The 19,986-nt window shown below is 67.1% G+C and carries 19 protein-coding genes; 6 read left to right on the top strand and 13 right to left on the bottom strand.

Translation table 11 applies throughout. From position 1 onward, the window contains the following. Window positions 1-43 precede the first annotated feature (43 nt). The 7 genes from DES45_RS18700 to DES45_RS18675 all read right to left on the bottom strand — a co-directional run bounded on the left by DES45_RS18700 (window position 44) and on the right by DES45_RS18675 (window position 5,018). Window positions 44-1,219 (bottom strand): histidine kinase, encoded by a 1,176-nt coding sequence (locus tag DES45_RS18700; protein WP_114771543.1) that lies wholly within the window; start codon window positions 1,217-1,219, stop codon window positions 44-46. A 34-nt stretch (window positions 1,220-1,253) separates the two neighbouring features. Continuing rightward, the gene (locus DES45_RS18695) at window positions 1,254-2,546 is read right to left on the bottom strand and encodes an adenylosuccinate synthase (RefSeq protein ID WP_114771542.1); all 1,293 of its coding nucleotides are present in this window, start codon (window positions 2,544-2,546) and stop codon (window positions 1,254-1,256) included. Between the two features lie 762 nt (window positions 2,547-3,308). Beyond that, complete coding sequence (locus DES45_RS18690) at window positions 3,309-3,659, bottom strand: VOC family protein (protein ID WP_114771541.1); 351 nt, start codon at window positions 3,657-3,659, stop codon at window positions 3,309-3,311. 158 nt (window positions 3,660-3,817) lie between these two features. Continuing rightward, window positions 3,818-4,108 (bottom strand): 30S ribosomal protein S21, encoded by a 291-nt coding sequence (gene rpsU / locus DES45_RS18685; RefSeq protein ID WP_114771540.1) that lies wholly within the window; start codon window positions 4,106-4,108, stop codon window positions 3,818-3,820. A gap of 93 nt (window positions 4,109-4,201) precedes the next feature. After that, window positions 4,202-4,396, bottom strand: coding sequence for a hypothetical protein (locus DES45_RS18680; RefSeq protein ID WP_114771539.1), 195 nt, complete (start codon window positions 4,394-4,396; stop codon window positions 4,202-4,204). A 105-nt stretch (window positions 4,397-4,501) separates the two neighbouring features. Next, window positions 4,502-4,702 carry a hypothetical protein gene (locus tag DES45_RS24825; protein ID WP_147282446.1) on the bottom strand — a complete coding sequence of 67 codons (201 nt, stop codon included), beginning with the start codon at window positions 4,700-4,702 and terminating at the stop codon, window positions 4,502-4,504. 106 nt (window positions 4,703-4,808) lie between these two features. Continuing rightward, the gene (locus DES45_RS18675) at window positions 4,809-5,018 is read right to left on the bottom strand and encodes a cold-shock protein (protein ID WP_114771538.1); all 210 of its coding nucleotides are present in this window, start codon (window positions 5,016-5,018) and stop codon (window positions 4,809-4,811) included. Between the two features lie 253 nt (window positions 5,019-5,271). Here DES45_RS18675 and DES45_RS24820 point away from each other — a divergent pair, with 253 nt between their 5' ends. Together DES45_RS24820 and DES45_RS18665 are read left to right on the top strand one after the other, a co-directional pair. Beyond that, window positions 5,272-5,718: a hypothetical protein gene (locus DES45_RS24820; protein ID WP_147282445.1), complete on the top strand. Its 447-nt coding sequence runs from the start codon at window positions 5,272-5,274 to the stop codon at window positions 5,716-5,718. A gap of 317 nt (window positions 5,719-6,035) precedes the next feature. Beyond that, on the top strand, window positions 6,036-7,658 hold the full coding sequence (locus tag DES45_RS18665) for an ABC-F family ATP-binding cassette domain-containing protein (protein WP_114771536.1): 1,623 nt from the start codon (window positions 6,036-6,038) through the stop codon (window positions 7,656-7,658). 3 nt (window positions 7,659-7,661) lie between these two features. On the opposite strand, the gene DES45_RS18660 is transcribed toward DES45_RS18665, so the two are convergent. After that, window positions 7,662-8,525, bottom strand: a complete 864-nt coding sequence (locus tag DES45_RS18660; protein ID WP_114771535.1) for a type 1 glutamine amidotransferase — start codon at window positions 8,523-8,525, stop codon at window positions 7,662-7,664. Window positions 8,526-8,600: 75 nt separating this feature from the next. Here DES45_RS18660 and DES45_RS18655 point away from each other — a divergent pair, with 75 nt between their 5' ends. Beyond that, window positions 8,601-9,506 carry a DMT family transporter gene (locus tag DES45_RS18655; protein ID WP_114771534.1) on the top strand — a complete coding sequence of 302 codons (906 nt, stop codon included), beginning with the start codon at window positions 8,601-8,603 and terminating at the stop codon, window positions 9,504-9,506. Here DES45_RS18655 and purU read toward each other — a convergent pair. From purU to DES45_RS18640, 3 genes are all read right to left on the bottom strand, one after another. Then, window positions 9,503-10,375 (bottom strand): formyltetrahydrofolate deformylase, encoded by an 873-nt coding sequence (gene purU, locus DES45_RS18650; RefSeq protein WP_114771533.1) that lies wholly within the window; start codon window positions 10,373-10,375, stop codon window positions 9,503-9,505. The genes DES45_RS18655 and purU overlap by 4 nt on opposite strands. 17 nt (window positions 10,376-10,392) lie before the next feature. Beyond that, on the bottom strand, window positions 10,393-11,985 hold the full coding sequence (gene serA, locus DES45_RS18645) for a phosphoglycerate dehydrogenase (RefSeq protein WP_114771532.1): 1,593 nt from the start codon (window positions 11,983-11,985) through the stop codon (window positions 10,393-10,395). A 194-nt stretch (window positions 11,986-12,179) separates the two neighbouring features. Then, window positions 12,180-13,352 (bottom strand): phosphoserine transaminase, encoded by a 1,173-nt coding sequence (locus DES45_RS18640; protein WP_114771531.1) that lies wholly within the window; start codon window positions 13,350-13,352, stop codon window positions 12,180-12,182. Between the two features lie 259 nt (window positions 13,353-13,611). On the opposite strand from DES45_RS18640, the gene DES45_RS18635 reads away from it, so the two are divergent. The 3 genes from DES45_RS18635 (at window position 13,612) to DES45_RS18625 (ending at window position 18,766) form a co-directional block, all read left to right on the top strand. After that, window positions 13,612-14,877, top strand: a complete 1,266-nt coding sequence (locus DES45_RS18635) for an efflux RND transporter periplasmic adaptor subunit (protein ID WP_170151559.1) — start codon at window positions 13,612-13,614, stop codon at window positions 14,875-14,877. Window positions 14,878-14,937: 60 nt separating this feature from the next. Continuing rightward, entirely contained in the window at window positions 14,938-18,078 is a 3,141-nt protein-coding gene (locus tag DES45_RS18630; RefSeq protein WP_114771529.1) for an efflux RND transporter permease subunit, read from the top strand. A gap of 124 nt (window positions 18,079-18,202) precedes the next feature. After that, window positions 18,203-18,766, top strand: coding sequence for a DUF1003 domain-containing protein (locus tag DES45_RS18625; RefSeq protein WP_425374295.1), 564 nt, complete (start codon window positions 18,203-18,205; stop codon window positions 18,764-18,766). Between the two features lie 15 nt (window positions 18,767-18,781). On the opposite strand, the gene DES45_RS18620 is transcribed toward DES45_RS18625, so the two are convergent. Together DES45_RS18620 and DES45_RS18615 are read right to left on the bottom strand one after the other, a co-directional pair. Next, a complete protein-coding gene (locus tag DES45_RS18620) occupies window positions 18,782-19,033 on the bottom strand; it encodes a hypothetical protein (RefSeq protein ID WP_114771528.1) in 252 nt (83 codons plus the stop codon). A gap of 87 nt (window positions 19,034-19,120) precedes the next feature. Continuing rightward, window positions 19,121-19,867 carry an outer membrane protein gene (locus tag DES45_RS18615; protein WP_114771527.1) on the bottom strand — a complete coding sequence of 249 codons (747 nt, stop codon included), beginning with the start codon at window positions 19,865-19,867 and terminating at the stop codon, window positions 19,121-19,123. Between the last annotated feature and the right edge of the window lie 119 nt (window positions 19,868-19,986).

Raw genomic sequence — 19,986 nt, 5'->3', positions numbered from 1 at the left:
GGCTGGACCGCTCCCAAAAGGCCGCGGCGTGACCGCGGCTTTTTTATTGCCACTGCGAGAAGGCGCTGGTGATGATCTGCTCGCCGGCGGTGCCCTTCTCGAAGCTGAGAATGGCGCGCTGGCCCGAGGCCATGCGGACCGGCAGGTCGATCCAGTTGCGGCGCACGAAGAGCTCGGTGTTGCGCTCCACGTCGCTCGGCAGGTTGGACAGCCCGATCAGGAAGAGGTTCTCCCGCACGGGAACTGGCAGGCCGGCGATGGGGGTGCCGCGCGCGGCCTCCTCGTTCTTGAACTGGAGCAGGCCCACGTCCCGGATGACGCGGCCGCTTTCGCCCGCCCGGGTCGTGAAGGTGAGCTCCACCGTGTGCGACGCCGGGAGGGTCGTGTCGGTATTGCGGCGCAGGACCATCTTCATGGTCAGGCCCGCGTCGGGAACGTCGACATTCGCCGTCACGGCCCGCTCGAGCGCCTGGCCCTGGCCGGGATTCACGTCCTCGAGGCGCCAGACCACACGGCCGACCTGCGCTTTCGGAACCTGGGGATTGGCCGGATCCTCTTCGTAGAAGACCGAGCGCTGCGCCACGCCGACATCCTGGCGCGCGGCCTGCTGCGGCGCGGGCGCCGGAGCAGGCGTCTGCACGCCTACGCGCTCGTTGTTCTTGCCGGTCTCGGGAGCGGCGGGCGGCGGAGCTTCCGCCACGGGCGCTTCAGCGACGACCTCATCCGGCCTGTTCCGGTTCACATAGGCCAGCACGGCAATCGCTGCGATCACCAGCGCCAGCACCACCCCGAGGATGATCGTGCGCGTCCGCTTGCCGCCCTGGATTCCCGGATGCGGACGACTCTCGATGCGCGGCCGCTCAGGCGCGGCCTCCTCGCGCACGTCCTCCACCTCGTCGGGCTCGCCGCGATGAGGCGTGGCGGCCGGCGGCGGCTCGTCCGGTGCGAGTCGTGCGCTCTCGCGCAGGACGGCCGCGCTCGACAGGGGCACGTTCGGCTTTGTCGGCGCAGGCGCGTGATCAGCCTCGACCCGGGCGATCGCAGCATCGAGCGAGATCCGCTCCTGCTGAATCTCTGCCTCCGACAAGGGCGGATCCAGGGTCTCGAGCTGTCCGATGAGGGCCGAGCGGGCGCGCTCGTAGACGGCGCGCCGCATCTCGGGCGACCGGTCCGACAAGCCTTCGACCGCGCGGGCGATGAGGGGATAGTAATCTGCCATTGCGCTCTTGGGATGGCCCGGAGCGGTCCTGTCGTCAACCCTCAAACGGGTTCTTCATGAGGATTGTGTCGTCACGCTCGGGCGAGGTCGAGAGAACCGCCACGGGCGCGCCGATCAGCTCCTCGACGCGGCGCACGTACTTGATGGCCTGCGCCGGAAGATCCGCCCAGGAGCGCGCTCCCGCGGTCGATCCGCTCCAGCCTTCCATCTCCTCGTAGATGGGCTCGACCCGACCTTGGGCGCCTTGGCTCGCCGGGAAGTAGTCGATGGTCTGGCCGTCGAGCTTGTAGCCGACGCCGATCTTGATGGTCTCGAAGCCGTCGAGGATGTCGAGCTTGGTGAGCGCGATGCCGTCGATGCCGGAGGTGCGGACCGTCTGGCGCACGAGGGTCGCGTCGAACCAGCCGCAGCGGCGCTTACGGCCCGTGACGACGCCGAACTCCTTGCCCTTCTGGCCGATCAGCTCGCCAGTCTCGTCGAAGAGCTCGGTCGGGAACGGCCCCTCGCCGACGCGGGTGGTGTAGGCCTTGGCGATGCCGAGCACGTAGCCCACTGCGCCCGGGCCGAGGCCGGAGCCGGTCGCGGCCTGGCCGGCCACCGTGTTCGAGGAGGTGACGAACGGGTAGGTGCCGTGGTCCACGTCGAGCAGCGCGCCTTGGGCGCCTTCGAACAGGATCCGTTTGCCGGCGCGGCGCTCCTCATCGAGCAGGCGCCACACCGCATCCATGTAGGGCAGCACCTTCGGGGCCACGGAGGCGAGCTCCTCGTAGATGGCTTCCGGAGAGAACTCGTCGAGGCCGAAGCCGCGACGCAGCGCGTTGTGGTGCGTGAGCAGCCGGTCGATCTTGTCCCGCAGCGACGCGAGATCGGCGAGGTCCATGAGGCGGATCGCGCGGCGTCCCGCCTTGTCCTCGTAGGCCGGGCCGATGCCGCGCTTGGTGGTGCCGATCTTGGTGCCGGCGCTGCCGCTCTCGCGCAGCGCATCGAGCTCGCGGTGGATCGACAGGATCAGCGTGGCGTTCTCGGCGACGCGCAGGTTGTCGCGGGTGATGGACACGCCCTGCTCGCTCAGGCGCTCGACCTCGCTGGCCAGCGCATGCGGATCGAGCACGACGCCGTTGCCGATGACGGAGAGCTTGCCCGGGCGCACGACGCCCGACGGCAGGAGCGACAGCTTGTAGACCTTGCCGCCGATCACGAGGGTGTGGCCGGCATTGTGCCCGCCCTGGAACCGCACGACCACGTCCGCCTGTTCGGACAGCCAATCGACGATCTTGCCCTTGCCCTCGTCGCCCCATTGGGCGCCTACGACAACCACGTTCGCCATCGCTCTAGCCTCACATGAAAAAGCCCTGGCGCAAGGCCAGGGCTGGGGAAAAACCTTGCAAACCCTCATGGTGGATCGGAAGCGCGAGGTCAAGGACGAAGACGCCTTTTCCGCACGTCCGATCGCGGCATGACCCATGGTCTCGCGGGGATGTTCACACGACGATCGGCACAAAGGTATGGCAAGCCCCATGCACCGGGCTGGAGGCGGATCCCCGTCCCGGTCCTGCGGACCGCCAGGATGACACAGGTGGGCTGGCAAAGATCACGGGTGAGCGGGCCCGGGGCCCGTTGGCGGCCGACCTGGAGCAGTCGAGGGGGGCGAGAGGCGATCCGGCTCGAAGGGTGGTGGGTGAGGTGAAGAGCCGGATGGCCCTTCGCACGGTTCTTTCAGGCGTAACAGGCAGCGCTGGTCCGAGAGGCGCCGCAGACGGACGCCGCCCCGTGGGCGGCCGGGTCTGCGACCGGCTCCGGTCCCAAGGCTTAAGTCCGGGCCTCCTGTCGAACGCGGCTGCGTACCGGCTGCCGCGGGACTGTGTCCGGCCCCACGGATCACGACGCCTCCCGAGCGCGCCCTCGGGGACCGGACAGACACGATATAGCCCAGCTTGGCACGAGTATTAAGAACAAAACGAGAACAGAAAAACACCCGCCGTCATTCTGAGCCTGCGTCGCGAAGCTGGGATGACGGGCGAGATTGACGCCACGCCCCCGCCTCTCCCTGAGGTGAGGGGCGCAGCGCTTGGTGCCGTGATTGCACTCGCTATCGATGGACTAAAATGTTGACCAGGCGCCCGAACGGATCACGGACGTAGAAGCGCGTTACACCCCACGGCTCAGTCGCCGGGCCGTACTCGATATTGAACCCTGCGGCCTGCATCTTCCGATGAACGTCGGGTAGATCATCGACCTCTATGGAGACGTCGGGCACGGGCGTTCCCGACCCGCCCTCGGTCATCACGCTGATCTGCGGCGTCATGCTGCCATCAGCCGCAAACGTCGTGATCCACCCGAGGTCCATAGCAACGTCCATCCCAAGCACGTCGCCATAGAAGGCCTTTGCGGCATCGATCCGGTCGACTGACAAGTTGGCAACGATGCGCCTCACGGCCATGAGCTGTCTCCTCGTTTTGCCCTTACGGGTGGATGCTAGTGTCAGATTTCCACCACTAGCTTGTAGCAACCGTCAAGGACGAAACAGGAATCAAAACATGGTCGCTGCCACGGCGAGGCACCTCGATTGCCCACCACTCCGCACGAGGCGGAATGAGCTTATTCGGCGGCCGGCGCCGCAGCGGCGGGACGGGGGGCGCGGACGGGACCGCCGCGGCCCGGGCGTGCGGGGCGCTTCGGGGCTGCGATCAAGCCCTCGCGGATGGCCTGTTTGCGGGCGAGCTTGCGGGCGCGCCGCACGGCTTCCGCCTTCTCGCGGGTCTTCTTCTCAGACGGCTTCTCATAGGCGCGCCGCGCCTTCATCTCGCGGAAGATGCCCTCGCGCTGCATCTTCTTCTTAAGCGCGCGAAGAGCTTGGTCGACGTTGTTCTCTCTGACGAAAACCTGCACGGGATGTCCTTTCTGGCTGATGGGAAAATTCGGCTCGCCGCGCTGTCGGCGACGGACCTCGGGAAATGCGCGGAACGCCGTTCACGGAGCCCCTCAGGTGGCCCTGATCTCGCTCTCCCGGACGGCTCTCTCGGTGGTGGCGGACTTGATGCGATATGACGGCTCGCCGGTCTCGTCGGACGGCATGAGGCGCACGATCTCGTAGACGCCGTCGGAGCTCGTCCGGGCTTCGAAATGAGCCGGCTGCTTCATCCGGACCATCTGCCGGACCTTGAACTTGTGAGACATGGGTCGATCTCCTTGGCGTTTGCGTGAACGGACGGAATGCCGAGCTCGGAAAGGGCCTGAACGGCGTTGAGCCTCTTTGCGCTCGTCAACCCGCGCGCGAGACGATCACCGGATACGCCTGATGCTGGTGATCTTGCCTCTGGGCAGCGTGCCTTGTTCCTGCTGGGCGCGAGCGATCAGGTCGACCGCCCGGGTGTCGCCCGCCTGGACGGGATTGTCGACCCAGAGATAGGCCGTGCGGGCATCGTCATAGCTCACGAGGAACATCACCGATCGTGCCGGAGCGGCTTTTCGAAACGTGTACATCGCGTCCTCGCCGGTTCGCCATCCGTCGATGGCAGTCTGAAAAGAAAAAGCCGCCCCACCCGGGAGCGGCTTCGCATCGAGCGCTTATGTTACGCGCCCAACATCATTAGACCGTCTGGATGTTGTTGACGGCGACCTTGCCGCTGCGGCGGTCTTCGGCGGTGTCGAAGGAGACCTTCTGGCCTTCGCGGAGGCCGCGGATGCCGGCGCGCTCGAGGGCCGTGGCATGGACGAACACGTCCTTGTCGCCGTTGTCCGGCTGGATGAAGCCGAAGCCCTTTTGGTCGTTGTAGAATTTCACGGTGCCCGTGTTCATGGGGATAGTCCTTGTCTTTGCATCAGTGCACGTGAGGGCGAAGGCGCGCAGAAGCGCGACCGCATCCTCGGTTCGTCGATGTTTGGGAAGAGCGTCTGAACGTGCGCCTGGCGTGCCAAGGCGTAACGGCCCGATTGTCCGGCCAAATGTCGATGAAGGTGATGTAAGCCCTGAAAAAGGCAAAGACAAGGCCGAACGAGCCAAAAACTTTCCCACGACCTGAAAATTCCGAGCGAAAACAACAAAAAATCCAATGGATGTTCGAAGGAAAAATCATCCGGAATTCATCAAAACACGCGGTTTTATTTTCGCTTTTGCAGTTTTATCCTTGCAATGTCGGGTCACTTCGGCCATATTGCATTCAGCCAACCGATATGTTCGGCCTGCTCCAGCACAGCTCCTGATCGAGCGCCGAGCCTGCTCTCCGCACCTTGAAAGTTCGCTTGCCGTGGAACCTCCCGGCGCATTCGTCGTTTGCTCCGCGTTCGACGACCTCAACAACAAACAACAGCCGCGCGGTCCGGGACCGAAGCCGCTGAAGGACATCATGCAAACCATCACTCAGAAGAAGCCGGTAAAGATGCTGCTGCAGCCTTTGCCGAAGAAGCCGTCGCGCAAGGCCCCCACGCCGTGGCAGCCGCTGTCCAGCGGCCTGACCCGCGAGGAAATCCGCGCGATCATCCTCGATCAGATCGGCTAGCCGGTCGCAAGCCGGAGGCGCACGCGACGTGCGCCGCCCGGCAACGCAAGATCCTCGAGATACCGGCCCTGCCCTTAGGGCAAGCCGGCCTCGGGGCGCCAATTCCCTCATCCGGCAGTCGAGAGATCGCCCTGCCCCTGGCCACCGACGCCGGCGGCGATCTCCTGCCCTCCCCCTGAAATCCCCGGCCCCTCCGGGCCGTCATCGGCGATCGACAAGAAGGCGTCGCACTGCGTCCGCCTGTCCTGACCGGGGCGCTCGCCGCCGGGCCCTTGTCATGCCATAAGGCCGCCGCAACCCCCTCAGGCACAAGGCCCATGATTCGCGTCGAGAACGTCAGCAAGCAGAACAGCCATCGCATCCTCTTCCTCGAGGCCTCCGCCACTCTCCAGAAGGAAGAGAAGATCGGGCTCGTGGGACCCAACGGCGCCGGCAAGACCACCCTGTTCCGGATGATCACCCGTGACGAGCAGCCGGACGAGGGCCAGGTCTCGGTCGATCGCGGCGTCACCATCGGGTATTTCAGCCAGGACGTCGGCGAGATGGAAGGCCGCAGCGCGGTCGCCGAGGTGATGGACGGGGCAGGCCCCGTGAGCGAGGTGGCGGCCGAGCTGCGCGCGCTCGAGGCCGCCATGGTCGACCCCGACAAGGCCGACGACCTCGACCGGATCATCGAACGTTACGGCGAGGTGCAGGCGCGCTACGAGGAGCTCGACGGCTATTCCCTCGACGGGCGGGCGCGCGAGGTGCTCGCAGGCCTCGGCTTCAGCCAGGAGATGATGGACGGCGACGTGGGCGCCCTTTCGGGCGGCTGGAAGATGCGCGTGGCGCTCGCCCGCATCCTCCTGATGCGCCCGGACGTGATGCTCCTCGACGAGCCGAGCAACCACCTCGACCTCGAGAGCATGATTTGGCTCGAGTCGTTCCTGAAGGGCTATGACGGCGCGCTGCTCATGACCTCGCACGACCGCGCCTTCATGAACCGCATCGTCAACAAGATCATCGAGATCGACGGCGGCACGCTCACGACCTATTCGGGCGACTACGAGTTTTACGAGCAGCAGCGCGCGCTGAACGAAAAGCAGCAGCAGGCGCAGTTCGAGCGGCAGCAGGCCATGCTCGCCAAGGAGATCAAGTTCATCGAACGCTTCAAGGCGCGCGCCTCGCACGCCGCCCAGGTGCAGAGCCGGGTGAAGAAGCTGGAGAAGATCGACCGGGTCGAACCGCCCCGGCGCCGTCAGTCGGTGGCGTTCGAGTTCCAGCCCGCGCCGCGCTCGGGCGAGGACGTGGTCAGCCTGAAGAAGGTCCACAAGCGCTATGGCAGCCGCAGCATCTACGAGGGCCTGGACTTCGCGGTGCGCCGGAAGGAGCGCTGGTGCGTCATGGGTATCAACGGCGCCGGCAAATCGACGCTGCTGAAGCTGGTGGCGGGCGCCACCGAGCCCGACGACGGCACGGTGGCGGTCGGCGGCAGCGTGAAGATGGGCTACTTCGCCCAGCACGCCATGGAGATGCTCGACGGCGACCGCACCGTGTTCCAGTGGTTGGAGGACGCGTTCCCGCAGGCGGGCCAGGGCTCCCTGCGCACGCTCGCCGGGTGCTTCGGGTTCTCGGGCGACGACGCGGAGAAGAAGTGCCGCGTGCTGTCCGGCGGCGAGAAGGCGCGGCTCGTGATGGCCCGGATGCTCTACGACCCGCCGAACTTCCTCGTGCTCGACGAGCCGACGAACCACCTGGACATGGCCACGAAGGAGATGCTGATCGAGGCGCTCTCGCGCTACGAGGGCACCATGCTCTTCGTCTCGCACGACCGCCACTTCCTCGCGGCCCTGTCGAACCGCGTCCTCGAGCTCACGCCCGACGGCATCCATCAATATGGCGGCGGCTACACCGAGTACGTCGCGCGCACGGGCCAGGAGGCTCCGGGCCTGCGCAACTGAGGGTCACGCCCGTCCGCGGGCGCTCTTCTCCGGCCGCACCCGGTGCTCGACGAAGTTGCGGATCTCCCGGGTTCGGCGCACCGGATCGAGCACCTCCGCATCGACGCCGTGACGCCAGGCCAGGGCGACGTCGTCCGGCCGCTCGTGCAGACGCTTCAGGTCGGTCGCATAGGCAACCGCCTCCTCCGGCGTCCGGCAGAATCCCTCCTCGACGAGGATCCCGGTCCGCCGCCCGAGGATCACGGCGAGTTCGCCGAGGCTGAATTCGGGATGGTACTGCACCCCCCAGAACACGCCGCCGTCGCGGCGGATCTCCGCCGCCTGCACGGCCGAGACCGCATTGGTGGACAGGATCGTGGTGTCGCCCGGCGTCACCGTCACCATATCGAGGTGGATCGCCGGCGCATCGTAGGCGCCGGGGCGGCCCTCCAGCATCGGATGCACGCGCCCGGCCTCCGTCGGCGTGAGCCGGCGCGCGAAGCCGACCTCGCGCCCGAGCGGGTTCGCCCGCACGTCGCCGTCCGCCGCCACGGCCGCCACCTGGAGGCCCCAGCAGGAGCCGAAGGCGGGCGTGCCGGAGGCGTAGATCGCCCGCATGAGGTCGATCTGGCGCAGGATCTCGGGCGTGCGGTCGTAGATGTTGAGATGGGAGCCGGTCAGCACGATGCCGTCATAGGATTCGAGCCCGGCCGCATCCGGCAGGTTGGCGCCCTCGTCGGCCGGGAAGGCGAGGTCGCAGACCGCGTCGGCGGCGATGTCCTGGAGCACCGCCGCATAGGACTCGGACGGCATGAGACCATAGCCGTCCTTGTGGGCCTGCCTTGCACCACGCGTATTGCCCTCGACCACCAGGAACCTTAAGGCCATAGCTTTCCCCGCCTCTGCTCGGCGCCGGTTTACCCGAACCGCGGCCGGCGGCAAGCGCTGTGAGGTCTGCGCCCCATGAAAATCGTGCAATCGCTCTGGGGGTGGCTGTTCGGCAAGGCCTACCTGCTGCTCAGCCTCACGGCGCTGTTCTGGGGCGGGAACGCCATCGCCGGGCGGCTCGCGGTCGGGGAGATCTCGCCCATGGCGCTCACCGCCATGCGGTGGGTGATCGTGGTCGCTGTCATGGCGCCCCTGACCGGCGGCCAGCTCGTGGCAGAATGGCCCGTCCTGAAGGAGAAGTGGCTCAGCACGGTGCTCATGGGCATCTTCGGCTTCACGGCTTTCAACGGGCTCTTCTACGTGGCCGCCCACCACACCAGCGCCGTCAACCTCACGATCTTCCAGGGCTCCATCCCGGTGCTCGTCCTGATCGGTATGGTGCTGCTCTTCGGCGTGCGGGTCGTGCCCCTGCAGGTGCTCGGCATGGTCGTGACCCTGCTCGGGGTCGTCCTCGTGTCGGTGAAGGGAAGCTGGGAGGTCCTGCGGGCGCTGGCGCTCAACATCGGCGACGTGTGGACGCTCATCGCCTGCGTGTTCTATGCGGGCTACACGCTTGCCCTGCGCCGGCGCCCTGCGGTCTCGGGACTCGTCTTCTTCACGGCGCTCGCGATCGTGGCCTTCCTGTCGTCGATCCCGCTGCTCGCCTTCGAGATCGCGACCGGGACCGTGCAATGGCCGACCCCGAAGGGCTGGCTCGTCCTGCTCTATGTGGGCCTCCTGCCCTCGCTCGTGGCGCAGATCTTCTTCATCCGCGGCGTCGAGCTGATCGGACCGGCGCGGGCGGGGCTGTTCGTGAACCTCGTGCCGGTCTTCGGCGCGCTGCTGGCCGTGGTCCTGCTCGGCGAGCCCTTCGCGTTCTACCACGCGCTCGGCCTGGGCCTCGTGCTCGGGGGGATCTGGCTGGCGGAGCGGAAGCGTTAATCCGCGAACACCACCGTCTTCGAGCCGTTCAGGATGATCCGGTCCTCGAGGTGGTGCCGCACCGCGCGGGCGAGCACCCGGCGCTCGATGTCGCGGCCCTTGCGCACCAGGTCGTCGGGGGTGTCGCGATGGGTGATCGGCTCCACGTCCTGGGCGATGATCGGGCCCTCGTCGAGGTCGGAGGTCACATAATGGGCCGTCGCGCCGATAAGCTTCACGCCGCGCGCATGGGCCTGGTGGTAGGGCTTGGCGCCCTTGAAGCCCGGCAGGAACGAGTGATGGATGTTGATGCAGCGTCCCGCGAGCTTCGCGGTGAGCCCGTCGGAGAGCACCTGCATGTAGCGGGCCAGCACCACGAGCTCGGCGCCCGAGTCGCGGATGATCTCCCAGACCTTCGCCTCCTGCTCGAGCTTGGTGTCGCGCGTCACGGGCAGATGGTGGAACGGGATGTCGCCGAGGCCCACATGGCCGTAGGTCTCGGCCGGGTGGTTGGCGATGACGCCGACGGGCTCGAAGGCGAGCTCGCCGATGCGCCAGCGGTAGAGGAGATCGGCCAGGCAATGGTCGAACCGGGAGACCATCAGCATGACCCGGCGCGGCGTGCCTGGATCGCTTAAGGTCCAGACCATGCCGAAGCGGTCCGCGAGCGGCAGGAAATCGCGCTTGAGGTCGTCGAGCGCGACCTCGCCGGCGACGGGATCGAACACGACGCGCATGAAGAAGCGATCCGTCTGCGTGTCGTCGTATTGCTGGGCGTCGAGGATGTTGAGGCCCGCCTGCGACAGGTGGCCCGCCACCGCGGCGACGATCCCCGGGCGGTTCGCGCAGGCGAGCGTTAGGACGAAGCGCTGCGAGGGAGCTGACGGCATGGCGGGCCTCTCTGCCACTAGAAGCGCACGGCGCGGGCGCGCTTGACCTGCGGGATCTCCTCGATCTTGCGCAGGAGATCGTCCGTCACCGGCTCGTCGACCGACACGAAGCAGATCGCGTCGCCGCCGGGCTTGTCGCGGCCGAGCGCGAAGGTCGCGACGTTCACGCCCGACTCGCCGAGCAGGGTGCCAAAGCGGCCGATGAAGCCCGGCTTGTCGTCGTTGCGGACGTAGATCATGTTCGGCGCGAACTCGGCATCGACCGCGATGTCGCGGATCTCGGTGACGCGCGGCTTGCCGTCCTGGAACACGGTGCCGCCGGCGTGGCGCGACATGTCCTCGGCGTCGACCACGATGCGGATGAAGCTCTCGTAGTCGCGTGCGGCGCGCTCGCGCTTGACCTCTTCCACCGTGATGCCGCGCTCGCGGGCCACCACGGGCGCCGACACCATGTTGATGTCCTGCAGGAAGGGACGCAGCACGCCGGTGACGGCCGCCGAGGTGAGCGCGCGGGTGTTCATCTCCGCGACGTCGCCCTCGTACTCGATGCGGATGCCCTTGATCGGCGCTTCCGTGAGCTGGCCGAGGAAGGAGCCGAGCTTGTCGGCGAGCGCCACGAACGGCTTCAGGCGCGGGGCCTCTTCCGCCGTGATCGACGGGAAGTTCACGGCGTTCTGGATCGCGCCCTGGAGCAGGTAGTCCGACATCTGCTCGGCGACCTGGAGCGCCACGTTCTCCTGCGCCTCCGAGGTCGAAGCGCCGAGATGCGGCGTGCAGACCACGTTCGGATGGCCGAAGAGCGGGTTGGTGGTCGCGGGCTCCTCGCTGAACACGTCGAAGGCGGCGCCGGCCACGTGGCCGGAATCGAGCGCCGCGCGCAGGGCGTTCTCGTCCACGAGGCCGCCGCGGGCGCAGTTGATGATGCGCACGCCCTTCTTGGTCTTTGCGATGTTCTCCGCCGACAGGACGTTCCTGGTCTTCTCCGTCATCGGCACATGGAGCGTGATGACGTCCGCGCGGCGCAGGAGCTCGTCGAGCTCGACCTTCTCGACGCCGATCTCGATGGCGCGCTCCGGCGACAGGAAGGGATCGTAGGCGACGACCTTCATGCGCAGGCCGATGCCGCGATCGGCCACGATCGACCCGATGTTGCCGCAGCCGATGACGCCGAGCACCTTGCCGGTCAGCTCGACGCCCATGAAGCGATTCTTCTCCCACTTGCCGGCCTGGGTCGAGGCGTCCGCCTGAGGGATCTGGCGGGCGAGCGCGAACATCATGGCGATGGCGTGCTCGGCGGTGGTGATCGAGTTGCCGAAGGGCGTGTTCATCACGATGATGCCCTTGGCCGTGGCGGCCGGGATCTCGACGTTGTCGACGCCGATGCCGGCGCGGCCGATCACCTTCAGGTTCTGGGCCTGCTCGAGGATCTTGGCCGTCACCTTGGTGGCCGAGCGGATCGCGAGGCCGTCATACTGGCCGATGACGGCGGCGAGCTTGTCCTTGTCCTTGCCGAGATCCGGCTGGAAGTCGACCTTGATGCCGCGGTCCTTGAAGATCTGTACGGCGGCGGGCGAAAGGGCGTCCGAAATGAGTACGCGGGGAGCGGGCATGGTTGCACCTTGAGCTCCCCTCCCCCTTGCGGGGAGGGGTCGGGGGTGGGGGTGGCCCCACCGGGTGAGACGTCAAAGGGTGAAGCGTGCAGGACGGGCGCTTGCAGCTCGTCTCTGCGAGGGTGGCTCCGGTCGCGCTCTGGCTTTGCGACCTCCACCCTGGCCCTCCCCGCAAGGGGGAGGGAACGAGAGCATCAAGCCGCTTTCGCGAGCTTCGCCTTTTCCTGCGCGAAGGCCCAGTCGAGCCAAGGCGTCAGAGCCTGAAGGTCGGACCGCTCGACGGTGGCGCCGCACCAGATGCGCAGGCCGGGAGGCGCATCGCGATAGGCGCCGATGTCGAGGGCCACGCCTTCCTTCTCCAGAGCCGCCGTGATGCCCTTGGCGACCTGCGCCACGGCCTCGGGCCCCTTGGCGACCACGTCCGGGTCGGCGATCACGAGGCACACGCTGGTGTTGGAGGCGGTGGCCGGGTTCTGGGCGAGGTTAGCGATCCACGGGGTCTTGGCGACCCAGTCGAGGACGAGCTTGGCGTTGGCGTCGGCCTTGGCCACCAGGGCGCTCAGGCCGCCGATGGACTTCGCCCATTCGAGCGCGTCGATGTAGTCCTCGACTGCCAGCATGGACGGGGTGTTGATGGTCTCGCCCTGGAAGATGCCCTCGATGAGCTTGCCGCCCTTGGTCATGCGGAAGATCTTCGGCAGCGGCCAGTTCGGCTTGTAGGTCTCGAGGCGCTCCACGGCGCGGGGCGACAGGATGAGCATGCCGTGCGCGGCTTCGCCGCCGAGCACCTTCTGCCAGGAGAAGGTGACCACGTCGAGCTTGGAGAAGTCGAGCTTCTGCGCGAAGGCCGCCGAGGTGGCGTCGCAGATGGTCAGGCCTTCGCGGTCGGCCGCGATCCAGTCGGCATTCGGCACGCGCACGCCGGAGGTGGTGCCGTTCCAGGTGAAGACCACGTCGCGGTTCTTGGTGTCGACCTGGGCCAGGTCGGGAAGCTCGCCGTAGGGAGCCGTGATGACGCGGGCGTCGTCGAGCTTGAGCTGCTTGACCACGTCGGTGACCCAGCCCTCGCCGAAGCTCTCCCACGCGAGCATGTCGACCGGACGGGCGCCGAGCATCGACCACAGGGCCATCTCGACCGCGCCGGTGTCCGAGGCGGGCACGATGCCGATACGGTAATCCGCCGGGACGTCGAGCACCTCACGGGTGAGGTCGATCGCCAGCTTCAGGCGCGCCTTGCCGAGCTTCGCGCGATGTGAGCGGCCCAGGGATTCGGTCTTCAGGTTTTGCAGGGACCATCCGGGGCGCTTCGCGCAGGGGCCGGACGAAAAGAAAGGCGCGCGGGGGCGCGCGGCGGGCATCTCTGTCATGTTAGTCCATCCTTCCAGATGGGCGCCCCTCGGTGGGGAGGGGTCTCCCGCCGACCGGTATGCCCGAGGAACCGGAGGCGGTCAAGATGACTTCCCCTTGGGCAGGATGACTTCGTCGTCATCACCACTGTCCGAAGTATCCGCGGCAGATTACGAAATCGTAATACAAAACATCGTGTTCCTTGCAGTATGGTCCGTGCGCCTGGCCTATATTGTGCTAGGAAACCTCCGGAATTTTGTAGGGCTTCAAGGAGCGAGCATGCGTGTGTCTGGTCAGCTTGCCGTCATTGCCGTGCTGGGGGCAGCAGGGTTCGGCGGCTGGTACGCTTATCAGGGCGGTTACCTGGCGAAGGCACCGGTGGTCGGCTCCTATTTCGCCCAACCAGCCGCGAAGGCTGCGGGCCCGGCCCGCGGACGCGGTCCCTCGGGTCCGGCGACGGTCGAGGTCGATACTGTGAAGACGGGCCGGATCGTGGAGACCCGCGATGCGGTCGGCACGGTGCGGGCCTTCGAATCGATCACCGTGACGGCGAAGACTGCGGGCCTGATCACCGAGATCGGGTTCGAGGAGGGCCAGAAGGTCAAGGCGGGCGACGCTCTCGTGCAACTCGACGCCGCCGAGCGCAAGGCCGAGATCGAGCAGGCCATCGCCGAGGCCAATCGCGCCGTGGCGCTCAGGAACGAGGTCGCCATCAAGCTGGAACGCGCCCAGGCCCTGAGCCGCACCGGCGCCGGCACGACAGCCCAGGTGGAAGACCTGACGGCTCAGATGAAGTCGCTCGAAGGCTCAATCGCATCCGCCCAGGCCCAGCGCCGCGGCGCCGAGGCGCGGCTCGAGGAGCTCACCATCCGGGCCCCGTTCGCCGGCCGGGTCGGCACCCGCTCGGTCTCGCTCGGCGCCTACATCTCTCCCGGCACCCGGATCACGTCCCTCGACGACCTCTCGAAGGTCAGGCTCGACTTCGCGGTGCCCGAGAACCTGCTCGGCCGGCTCAAGCCCGGCCAGGTGGTGAACGCCAGCTCGGCGGCCTATCAGGGTCGCCGCTTCCAGGGCACGGTCGCCACCATCGATCCGCGCGTCGATGTCGCGACCCGGACCGTCAAGCTGACGGCCGAGTTCCCGAACCCGGACGAGGCGCTCAAGCCCGGCATGTTCCTGTCGGTCGGCCTCGAGGTGACCACGAAGGACGATGCGGTCCTCATCCCCGAAGAGGCCATCGTCAGCGAAGGCCTTCGCCAGCTCGTCTATCCGGTGAAGGACAGCAAGGTGGAGCGCCGCGTGATCCGCATCGGCCAGCGCCAGAACGGCAAGGTCGAGGTCGTGGAGGGCCTGCAGCCCGGCGAGACCATCGTGGTGCTCGGCGTCCAGCGCGTGCGTCCGGGAGCCGAGGTCAACGCCCGGCCGGTCGGCACCGGCGCCCCCGCACAGCAGCCCGCGCCGGCGGCGAACCGGGAGCAGCCCTCGCGCAGCTCGCTCAACCTGCCGCAGGCCATCGGCAGCGCTGTCGCGGCCGAGCGCAACTGATTTCTCTCCCGCCACGGCGGGAGCTTTTCGTTTCAACCGGCTTTCAAGAGCTGAGCAGTCATGCAGGTTTCCGACCTCTTCATCCGTCGCCCCGTCTTCGCCGTCGTGGTCAGCCTGCTGCTGATCGTGGGCGGCCTCGCATCGGTCATCAACCTGCCGGTGCGCGAATATCCGAGCGTCGACCGTCCGGTCGTGTCGGTCTCGACCATCTATCGCGGCGCCTCGAACGAGGTCATCGAGAGCCGGGTCACCGAGGTCATCGAGGGCGCGGTCGCCGGCATCGAGGGCATCGAGCAGATCCGCTCGCAGAGCCAGAACGACCGCTCGTCGGTGTCGATCGAGTTCAACGTCTCGCGAGATCCGGAGGCCGCGACCTCCGACGTGCGCGACGCGGTCTTCCGCGTGGTGGGCCGCCTGCCGGACGGCGCCGACCAGCCGGTGATCCGGAAGGTGGACAACGACGCCTCCGCCATCATGTGGATCAGCGTCACGTCGTCGACCTACGACGCGCTGGAGCTCAGCGACTTCCTCAAGCGCGTCTATGTCGACCGCCTGTCCACGGTGCCGGGGGTCGCGAACGTGTATCTCGGCGGCGAGCGGCGCTATGCCATGCGTATCTGGATCGACCGTTCGGCGCTGGCCGCGCGCGGCCTGACGGTCCAGGACGTGGAGAGCGCCATCAAGCGCCAGAACGTGGAGCTGCCGGGCGGGCGCATCGAATCCGCGCAGCGCGAGTTCACCGTCAAGACGGATTCCCGCCTCTCCACGCCGCAGGACTTCGAGCAGGTCATCGTCTCGAACAAGAACGGCTATCTCGTGCGCCTCGGCGAAGTGGCCAAGATCGAAGTCGGCGCCGAGGACACCCGCTTCGAGTTCTACGAATCCGGCAAGACCGCCATCGGTCTGGGCATCGTGCGCCAGTCCACGGCTAACACGCTCGCGGTGGCGGACGGCGTCCGCGAGGAGCTGGAGAACCTGAAATCCTCCCTGCCTCCCGGAACCACGGCCGAGGTCTCCTACGACGAGAGCCAGTTCATCAGCGCCTCGATCCACGGCGTGCTGAAGACCCTGATCGAGGGTCTCGTTCTCGTGATCCTGGTGATCCTGGTCTTCCTGCGCGACTGGCGTTCGACCATCGTGGCCATGGTGGCGATCCCGGTCTCCATCATCGCGGCCTTCATGGTGATGGCCTATTTCGGCGCCTCCATCAACGTGCTGACCCTGCTCGCCATCGTGCTCGCCATCGGCATCGTGGTGGACGACGCGATCGTAGAGATCGAGAACGTCCACCGCCGCATCGAGGAAGGCCAGCCGCCGCTGCTCGCCTCCTTCGACGGCGCGCGCGAGATCGGCTTCGCGGTCATTGCGACGACCGCCACCCTCATGGCGGTGTTCGTGCCGCTCGCCTTCATGACCGGCAATACGGGCCGCCTGTTCCGCGAGTTCGCCATCACGCTGGCGGCCGCGATCTTCTTCTCCGGCGTCGTTGCCCGCACGCTCACGCCGATGCTGTGCTCGAAGCTGATGGTGCCGGCCCACGGCCGCATCCAGACCATGACGGAGCCGTTCTTCAACGGCATGAACAACGTCTACCGCCGGATCCTGTCCTGGGCCCTCAAGGCGCCGCTCGTGATCCTCGCCATGGGCGTCGTCGTGTCCCTCTCGGCCTACGGGCTGTTCCAGACGCTGCCGAAGGAGTTCGCCCCGACCGAAGACCGCGGCGCCATCCTCATCCGCATCGACGCGCCCGAAGGCGCGAGCCTCGACTACACCCGCGAGCGGGTGAAGGAGGTCGAGCAGCAGCTCCTGCCCTATCAGGAGCGCGGCATCGTTGCTTCGATCACGAGCCAGGTGGCTCCCGGCTTCGCCCGGCCCTCGCCAGTCAATGCGGGCATGATCATCGTGCGTCTCGTTCCGTGGGAAAAGCGCACCATGAAGCAGCAGCAGCTGACCCAGGAGCTCTACGGGAAGATCACCAGCTTCCCGGGCGCCCGCGCCTTCCCGATCAATCCGGGATCCCTCGGCCAGCGCGGCACGGGCCAGCCGGTTCAGTTCGTGCTCGGCGGACCCGACTACAACACCCTTCGCGAATGGCGCGATATCGTGATGCAGAAGGCCCAGGAGACGGGCTACTTCATCAACATGGACTCCGATTACAAGGAATCCCAGCCCGACATCCGCGTGCGGATCGACCGGCAGCGCGCCGCCGACATCGGGGTCTCGATCGAGGAGATCGGCCGGACGCTCGAGCTGATGTTCGGTGAGACCGAGATCTCGACCTTCGTCAACCGCGGCGAGGAATATCCGGTGATCGTCCGCGGGCGCGCCGAGGACCGCGCCTCCCCGAACGACCTCACGAACACCTTCATCCGCGCCGCGAACGGCGAGCTCGTTCCGCTCTCGTCCTTCGTGAGCCTCGTCGAATCCGCCGCGCCGCAGACGCTGAACCGCTTCGACCGCCTGCGCTCGATCACGATCCAGTCGGCCCTGCGGCCCGACATCTCCATCGGCCAGGCGCTCGACACCCTCGAGCAGATCGTGCGGGACAACCTGCCGGCCGAGGCGCGCATCGGCTATACGGGCCAGTCGAAGGACTTCCGCGACTCGTCGAACGCCATCTACATCACGTTCGGCATGGCGCTGCTCGTGGTGTTCCTGGTGCTCGCGGCGCAGTTCGAGAGCTGGATCAACCCGTTCATCATCATGCTGACGGTGCCGCTGGCGGTCACCGGCGGCCTGGCGGCGCTGGCGCTCACGGGACAGTCGCTGAACATCTACAGCCAGATCGGCATGATCCTGCTCATCGGCCTGATGACCAAGAACGGCATCCTGATCGTGGAGTTCTCGAACCAGCTGCGCGAGCGCGGCTATTCGGTGCGCGATGCGGTGATCGAGGCCTCGGTGCTGCGCCTGCGCCCGATCCTCATGACGTCGATCGCCATGATCGGCGGCGCGATCCCGCTGGCCTGGTCGACCGGCGCCGGCGCCGAGGCCCGCAACGCCATCGGGTCGGTGATCGTGGGCGGCGTGACGCTCTCGACCCTGCTCACGGTGCTCGTGGTGCCGTCGATCTACCTCCTCATCGGCGGCTACACCAAGCCCGCCACCTATGTGAGCGAGCTGATCGACAAGATGCGGGCCCAGACGGGCTTCGCCCCCCACGGCGAGAAGCACGCGCCGCCGCCCCATCCGGCGGAGTAGCCGCGAGGCGGCGTGGGCCCCTCCCCTGCCCGCCGGGCCTGCGACATCGGTCCGGTGAACTCCCGGCCAAGCGGAGCGTTGGAAGACTCCGACGCAACGCCCATGGACAGGTCGCGTGAGAGAGATCCGGAACGAGCCTTACCCCGATTCCGCGAAGGAGACGCCGAGCACGGGCGCCCTGAAGCCGGGCAGCTTTGCGACGGTGCTGGACCGCAACATCGAGGTGCTCCGGCAGAAGCGGCAGGAGAAGGAGCGGCAGGCGGGCTTCCAGGAGCGCCTCGCCAACGCGATCACGCGGTTCTCCGGCAGCATGATCTTCGTCTATCTGCATGCGGCGCTGGTCGCGGTCTGGATCACCGTCAATGTCGGGTTCGTTCCCGGGGTCGAACCGTTCGATCCCACCTTCGTGATCCTCGCGACGGTGGCCTCCGTCGAGGCGATCTTCCTGTCGACCTTCGTGCTGATCAGCCAGAACCGGGCGGCGGCCGAGTCGGAGAAGCGGGCCGAGCTCGACCTCCAGACCAATCTCCTGTCGGAGCACGAGATCACGCGGCTGCTGTCGCTGACTATCGCCATTGCGGACCGGCTGGGCATCAAGGAAGCCCACGACCCGAGCCTCCAGGAGCTCGAGCGGCACGTGGCGCCCGAGAAGGTGCTGGACAAGCTGGCAGATGAGGAAGAGGCCTGAGGGCTGAGCCTGACGCTAGAATTCGTAGCGCGCGAGATTGACGCTGAGATGCACCTGCTGCGGCTTCAGGCCGGTCACGGAGGCGATCAGGCTCTCGGCATTCATGAGGATGTGGCCGATCGCAAGGTTGACGGGCTGGCCGAGCGGCTCGGTCCGCTCGGGCCCGGCAACGACCGGCGCGGGCTCTGCGGAAACGCCCACCTGCGGGGCCGGGCTCGTCTGCCAAAGCGCGGGGAGGCGATTCTCGAGGCTGACAATTCCTGGCACCGATCCCTCCTGGCTGATTCGCCAAGGAATTTAGTGAAGGGATGGTTAACGCTCAACCGGAAGCTTGGCTGAGGCTTGCGTCAGGTTTCAATCGAACATGTAGCGCAGGCCGAGCCGCACCTCGTGGGCGCCGACCTGCCCGAGTTCGGCCCCGCTGCCGAGGCCATGGTGGCGGGTCTTCACCGTGCCGAGCCCGACGAAGCGGTAGCCGACATCGAGCGCGAGGCCCGGCAACACCTCGTAGCCGAGACCGGCCATCAGTGCCCAGGCGAAGCTGCTGTCGCTGTCGCCGGCGATCGGCTCCCAGGCCGTGACGGCGCCGGCCGGATCGGTCGTAATGCGGGCGTAGCGTGACAGGGTGGAGCGCGCGACGCCGACGCCTGCTCCGAAGTAAGGCGTGAGGCCGTTCCACGTCCCCAGATCCACGTAGGCGTTCAGCAGAAGGGTCGAGGATTGCAGGCGTCCCCGGTCGAGGAACGAACCGCCGGCGAAAACGGGCGCCGCCGCAGCGCCCCTGAAGCGGGCGTCGAAGCGGTGGTCGAGCGTCACGTCCATGCGCAGCATCGGGCTGAAGCGGTAGCCGATGCCTGCGCCGACTAGGCCGCTGTCGGCGATGCCGTCCTGCGTGAACCGGCCGACGAACGGCGCCGCAAAGATGTCGGCCTCACGGGTCTCGCGGCGCACGGCGCCGATATCCCCGCGCAGGTACCAGCTCGCCGGAGCCTCCTCGTCCAGCACGGGTGCCGGAGGCAGGAGATCGTCGAGATCCGCCGCCATGGCCGGAAGCGCGGCGGTCACGAAGGCGGCGGCGACGGTTATCCTGACGAGATCCATCAAAAACACACTTCTTCATTCAGAGGCTTCGGACCGAGGCCCGGGGCCCATCGGGTATAGTCGCGGCCGATGAAGAGAGCGTTAACCTTAACGTCCCGTTTCCCCGGCCGGGCAGCGCG

The organism is Microvirga subterranea, from assembly GCF_003350535.1.
Taxonomy (GTDB): domain Bacteria; phylum Pseudomonadota; class Alphaproteobacteria; order Rhizobiales; family Beijerinckiaceae; genus Microvirga; species Microvirga subterranea.
The sequence above is the reverse complement of the archived record's forward strand: the minus strand, read 5'-3'. Positions and strand labels throughout refer to the sequence as shown.

Coding starts and splice junctions, on each gene's coding strand:
- DES45_RS18700 (WP_114771543.1), bottom strand. CDS start 1,219: ATGGCAGATTACTATCCCCTCATCGCCCGCGCGGTCGAAGGCTTGTCG.
- DES45_RS18695 (WP_114771542.1), bottom strand. CDS start 2,546: ATGGCGAACGTGGTTGTCGTAGGCGCCCAATGGGGCGACGAGGGCAAG.
- DES45_RS18690 (WP_114771541.1), bottom strand. CDS start 3,659: ATGGCCGTGAGGCGCATCGTTGCCAACTTGTCAGTCGACCGGATCGAT.
- DES45_RS18680 (WP_114771539.1), bottom strand. CDS start 4,396: ATGTCTCACAAGTTCAAGGTCCGGCAGATGGTCCGGATGAAGCAGCCG.
- DES45_RS24825 (WP_147282446.1), bottom strand. CDS start 4,702: ATGTACACGTTTCGAAAAGCCGCTCCGGCACGATCGGTGATGTTCCTC.
- DES45_RS18675 (WP_114771538.1), bottom strand. CDS start 5,018: ATGAACACGGGCACCGTGAAATTCTACAACGACCAAAAGGGCTTCGGC.
- DES45_RS24820 (WP_147282445.1), top strand. CDS start 5,272: ATGGATGTTCGAAGGAAAAATCATCCGGAATTCATCAAAACACGCGGT.
- DES45_RS18665 (WP_114771536.1), top strand. CDS start 6,036: ATGATTCGCGTCGAGAACGTCAGCAAGCAGAACAGCCATCGCATCCTC.
- DES45_RS18660 (WP_114771535.1), bottom strand. CDS start 8,525: ATGGCCTTAAGGTTCCTGGTGGTCGAGGGCAATACGCGTGGTGCAAGG.
- DES45_RS18655 (WP_114771534.1), top strand. CDS start 8,601: ATGAAAATCGTGCAATCGCTCTGGGGGTGGCTGTTCGGCAAGGCCTAC.
- purU (WP_114771533.1), bottom strand. CDS start 10,375: ATGCCGTCAGCTCCCTCGCAGCGCTTCGTCCTAACGCTCGCCTGCGCG.
- serA (WP_114771532.1), bottom strand. CDS start 11,985: ATGCCCGCTCCCCGCGTACTCATTTCGGACGCCCTTTCGCCCGCCGCC.
- DES45_RS18640 (WP_114771531.1), bottom strand. CDS start 13,352: ATGACAGAGATGCCCGCCGCGCGCCCCCGCGCGCCTTTCTTTTCGTCC.
- DES45_RS18635 (WP_170151559.1), top strand. CDS start 13,612: ATGCGTGTGTCTGGTCAGCTTGCCGTCATTGCCGTGCTGGGGGCAGCA.
- DES45_RS18630 (WP_114771529.1), top strand. CDS start 14,938: ATGCAGGTTTCCGACCTCTTCATCCGTCGCCCCGTCTTCGCCGTCGTG.
- DES45_RS18615 (WP_114771527.1), bottom strand. CDS start 19,867: ATGGATCTCGTCAGGATAACCGTCGCCGCCGCCTTCGTGACCGCCGCG.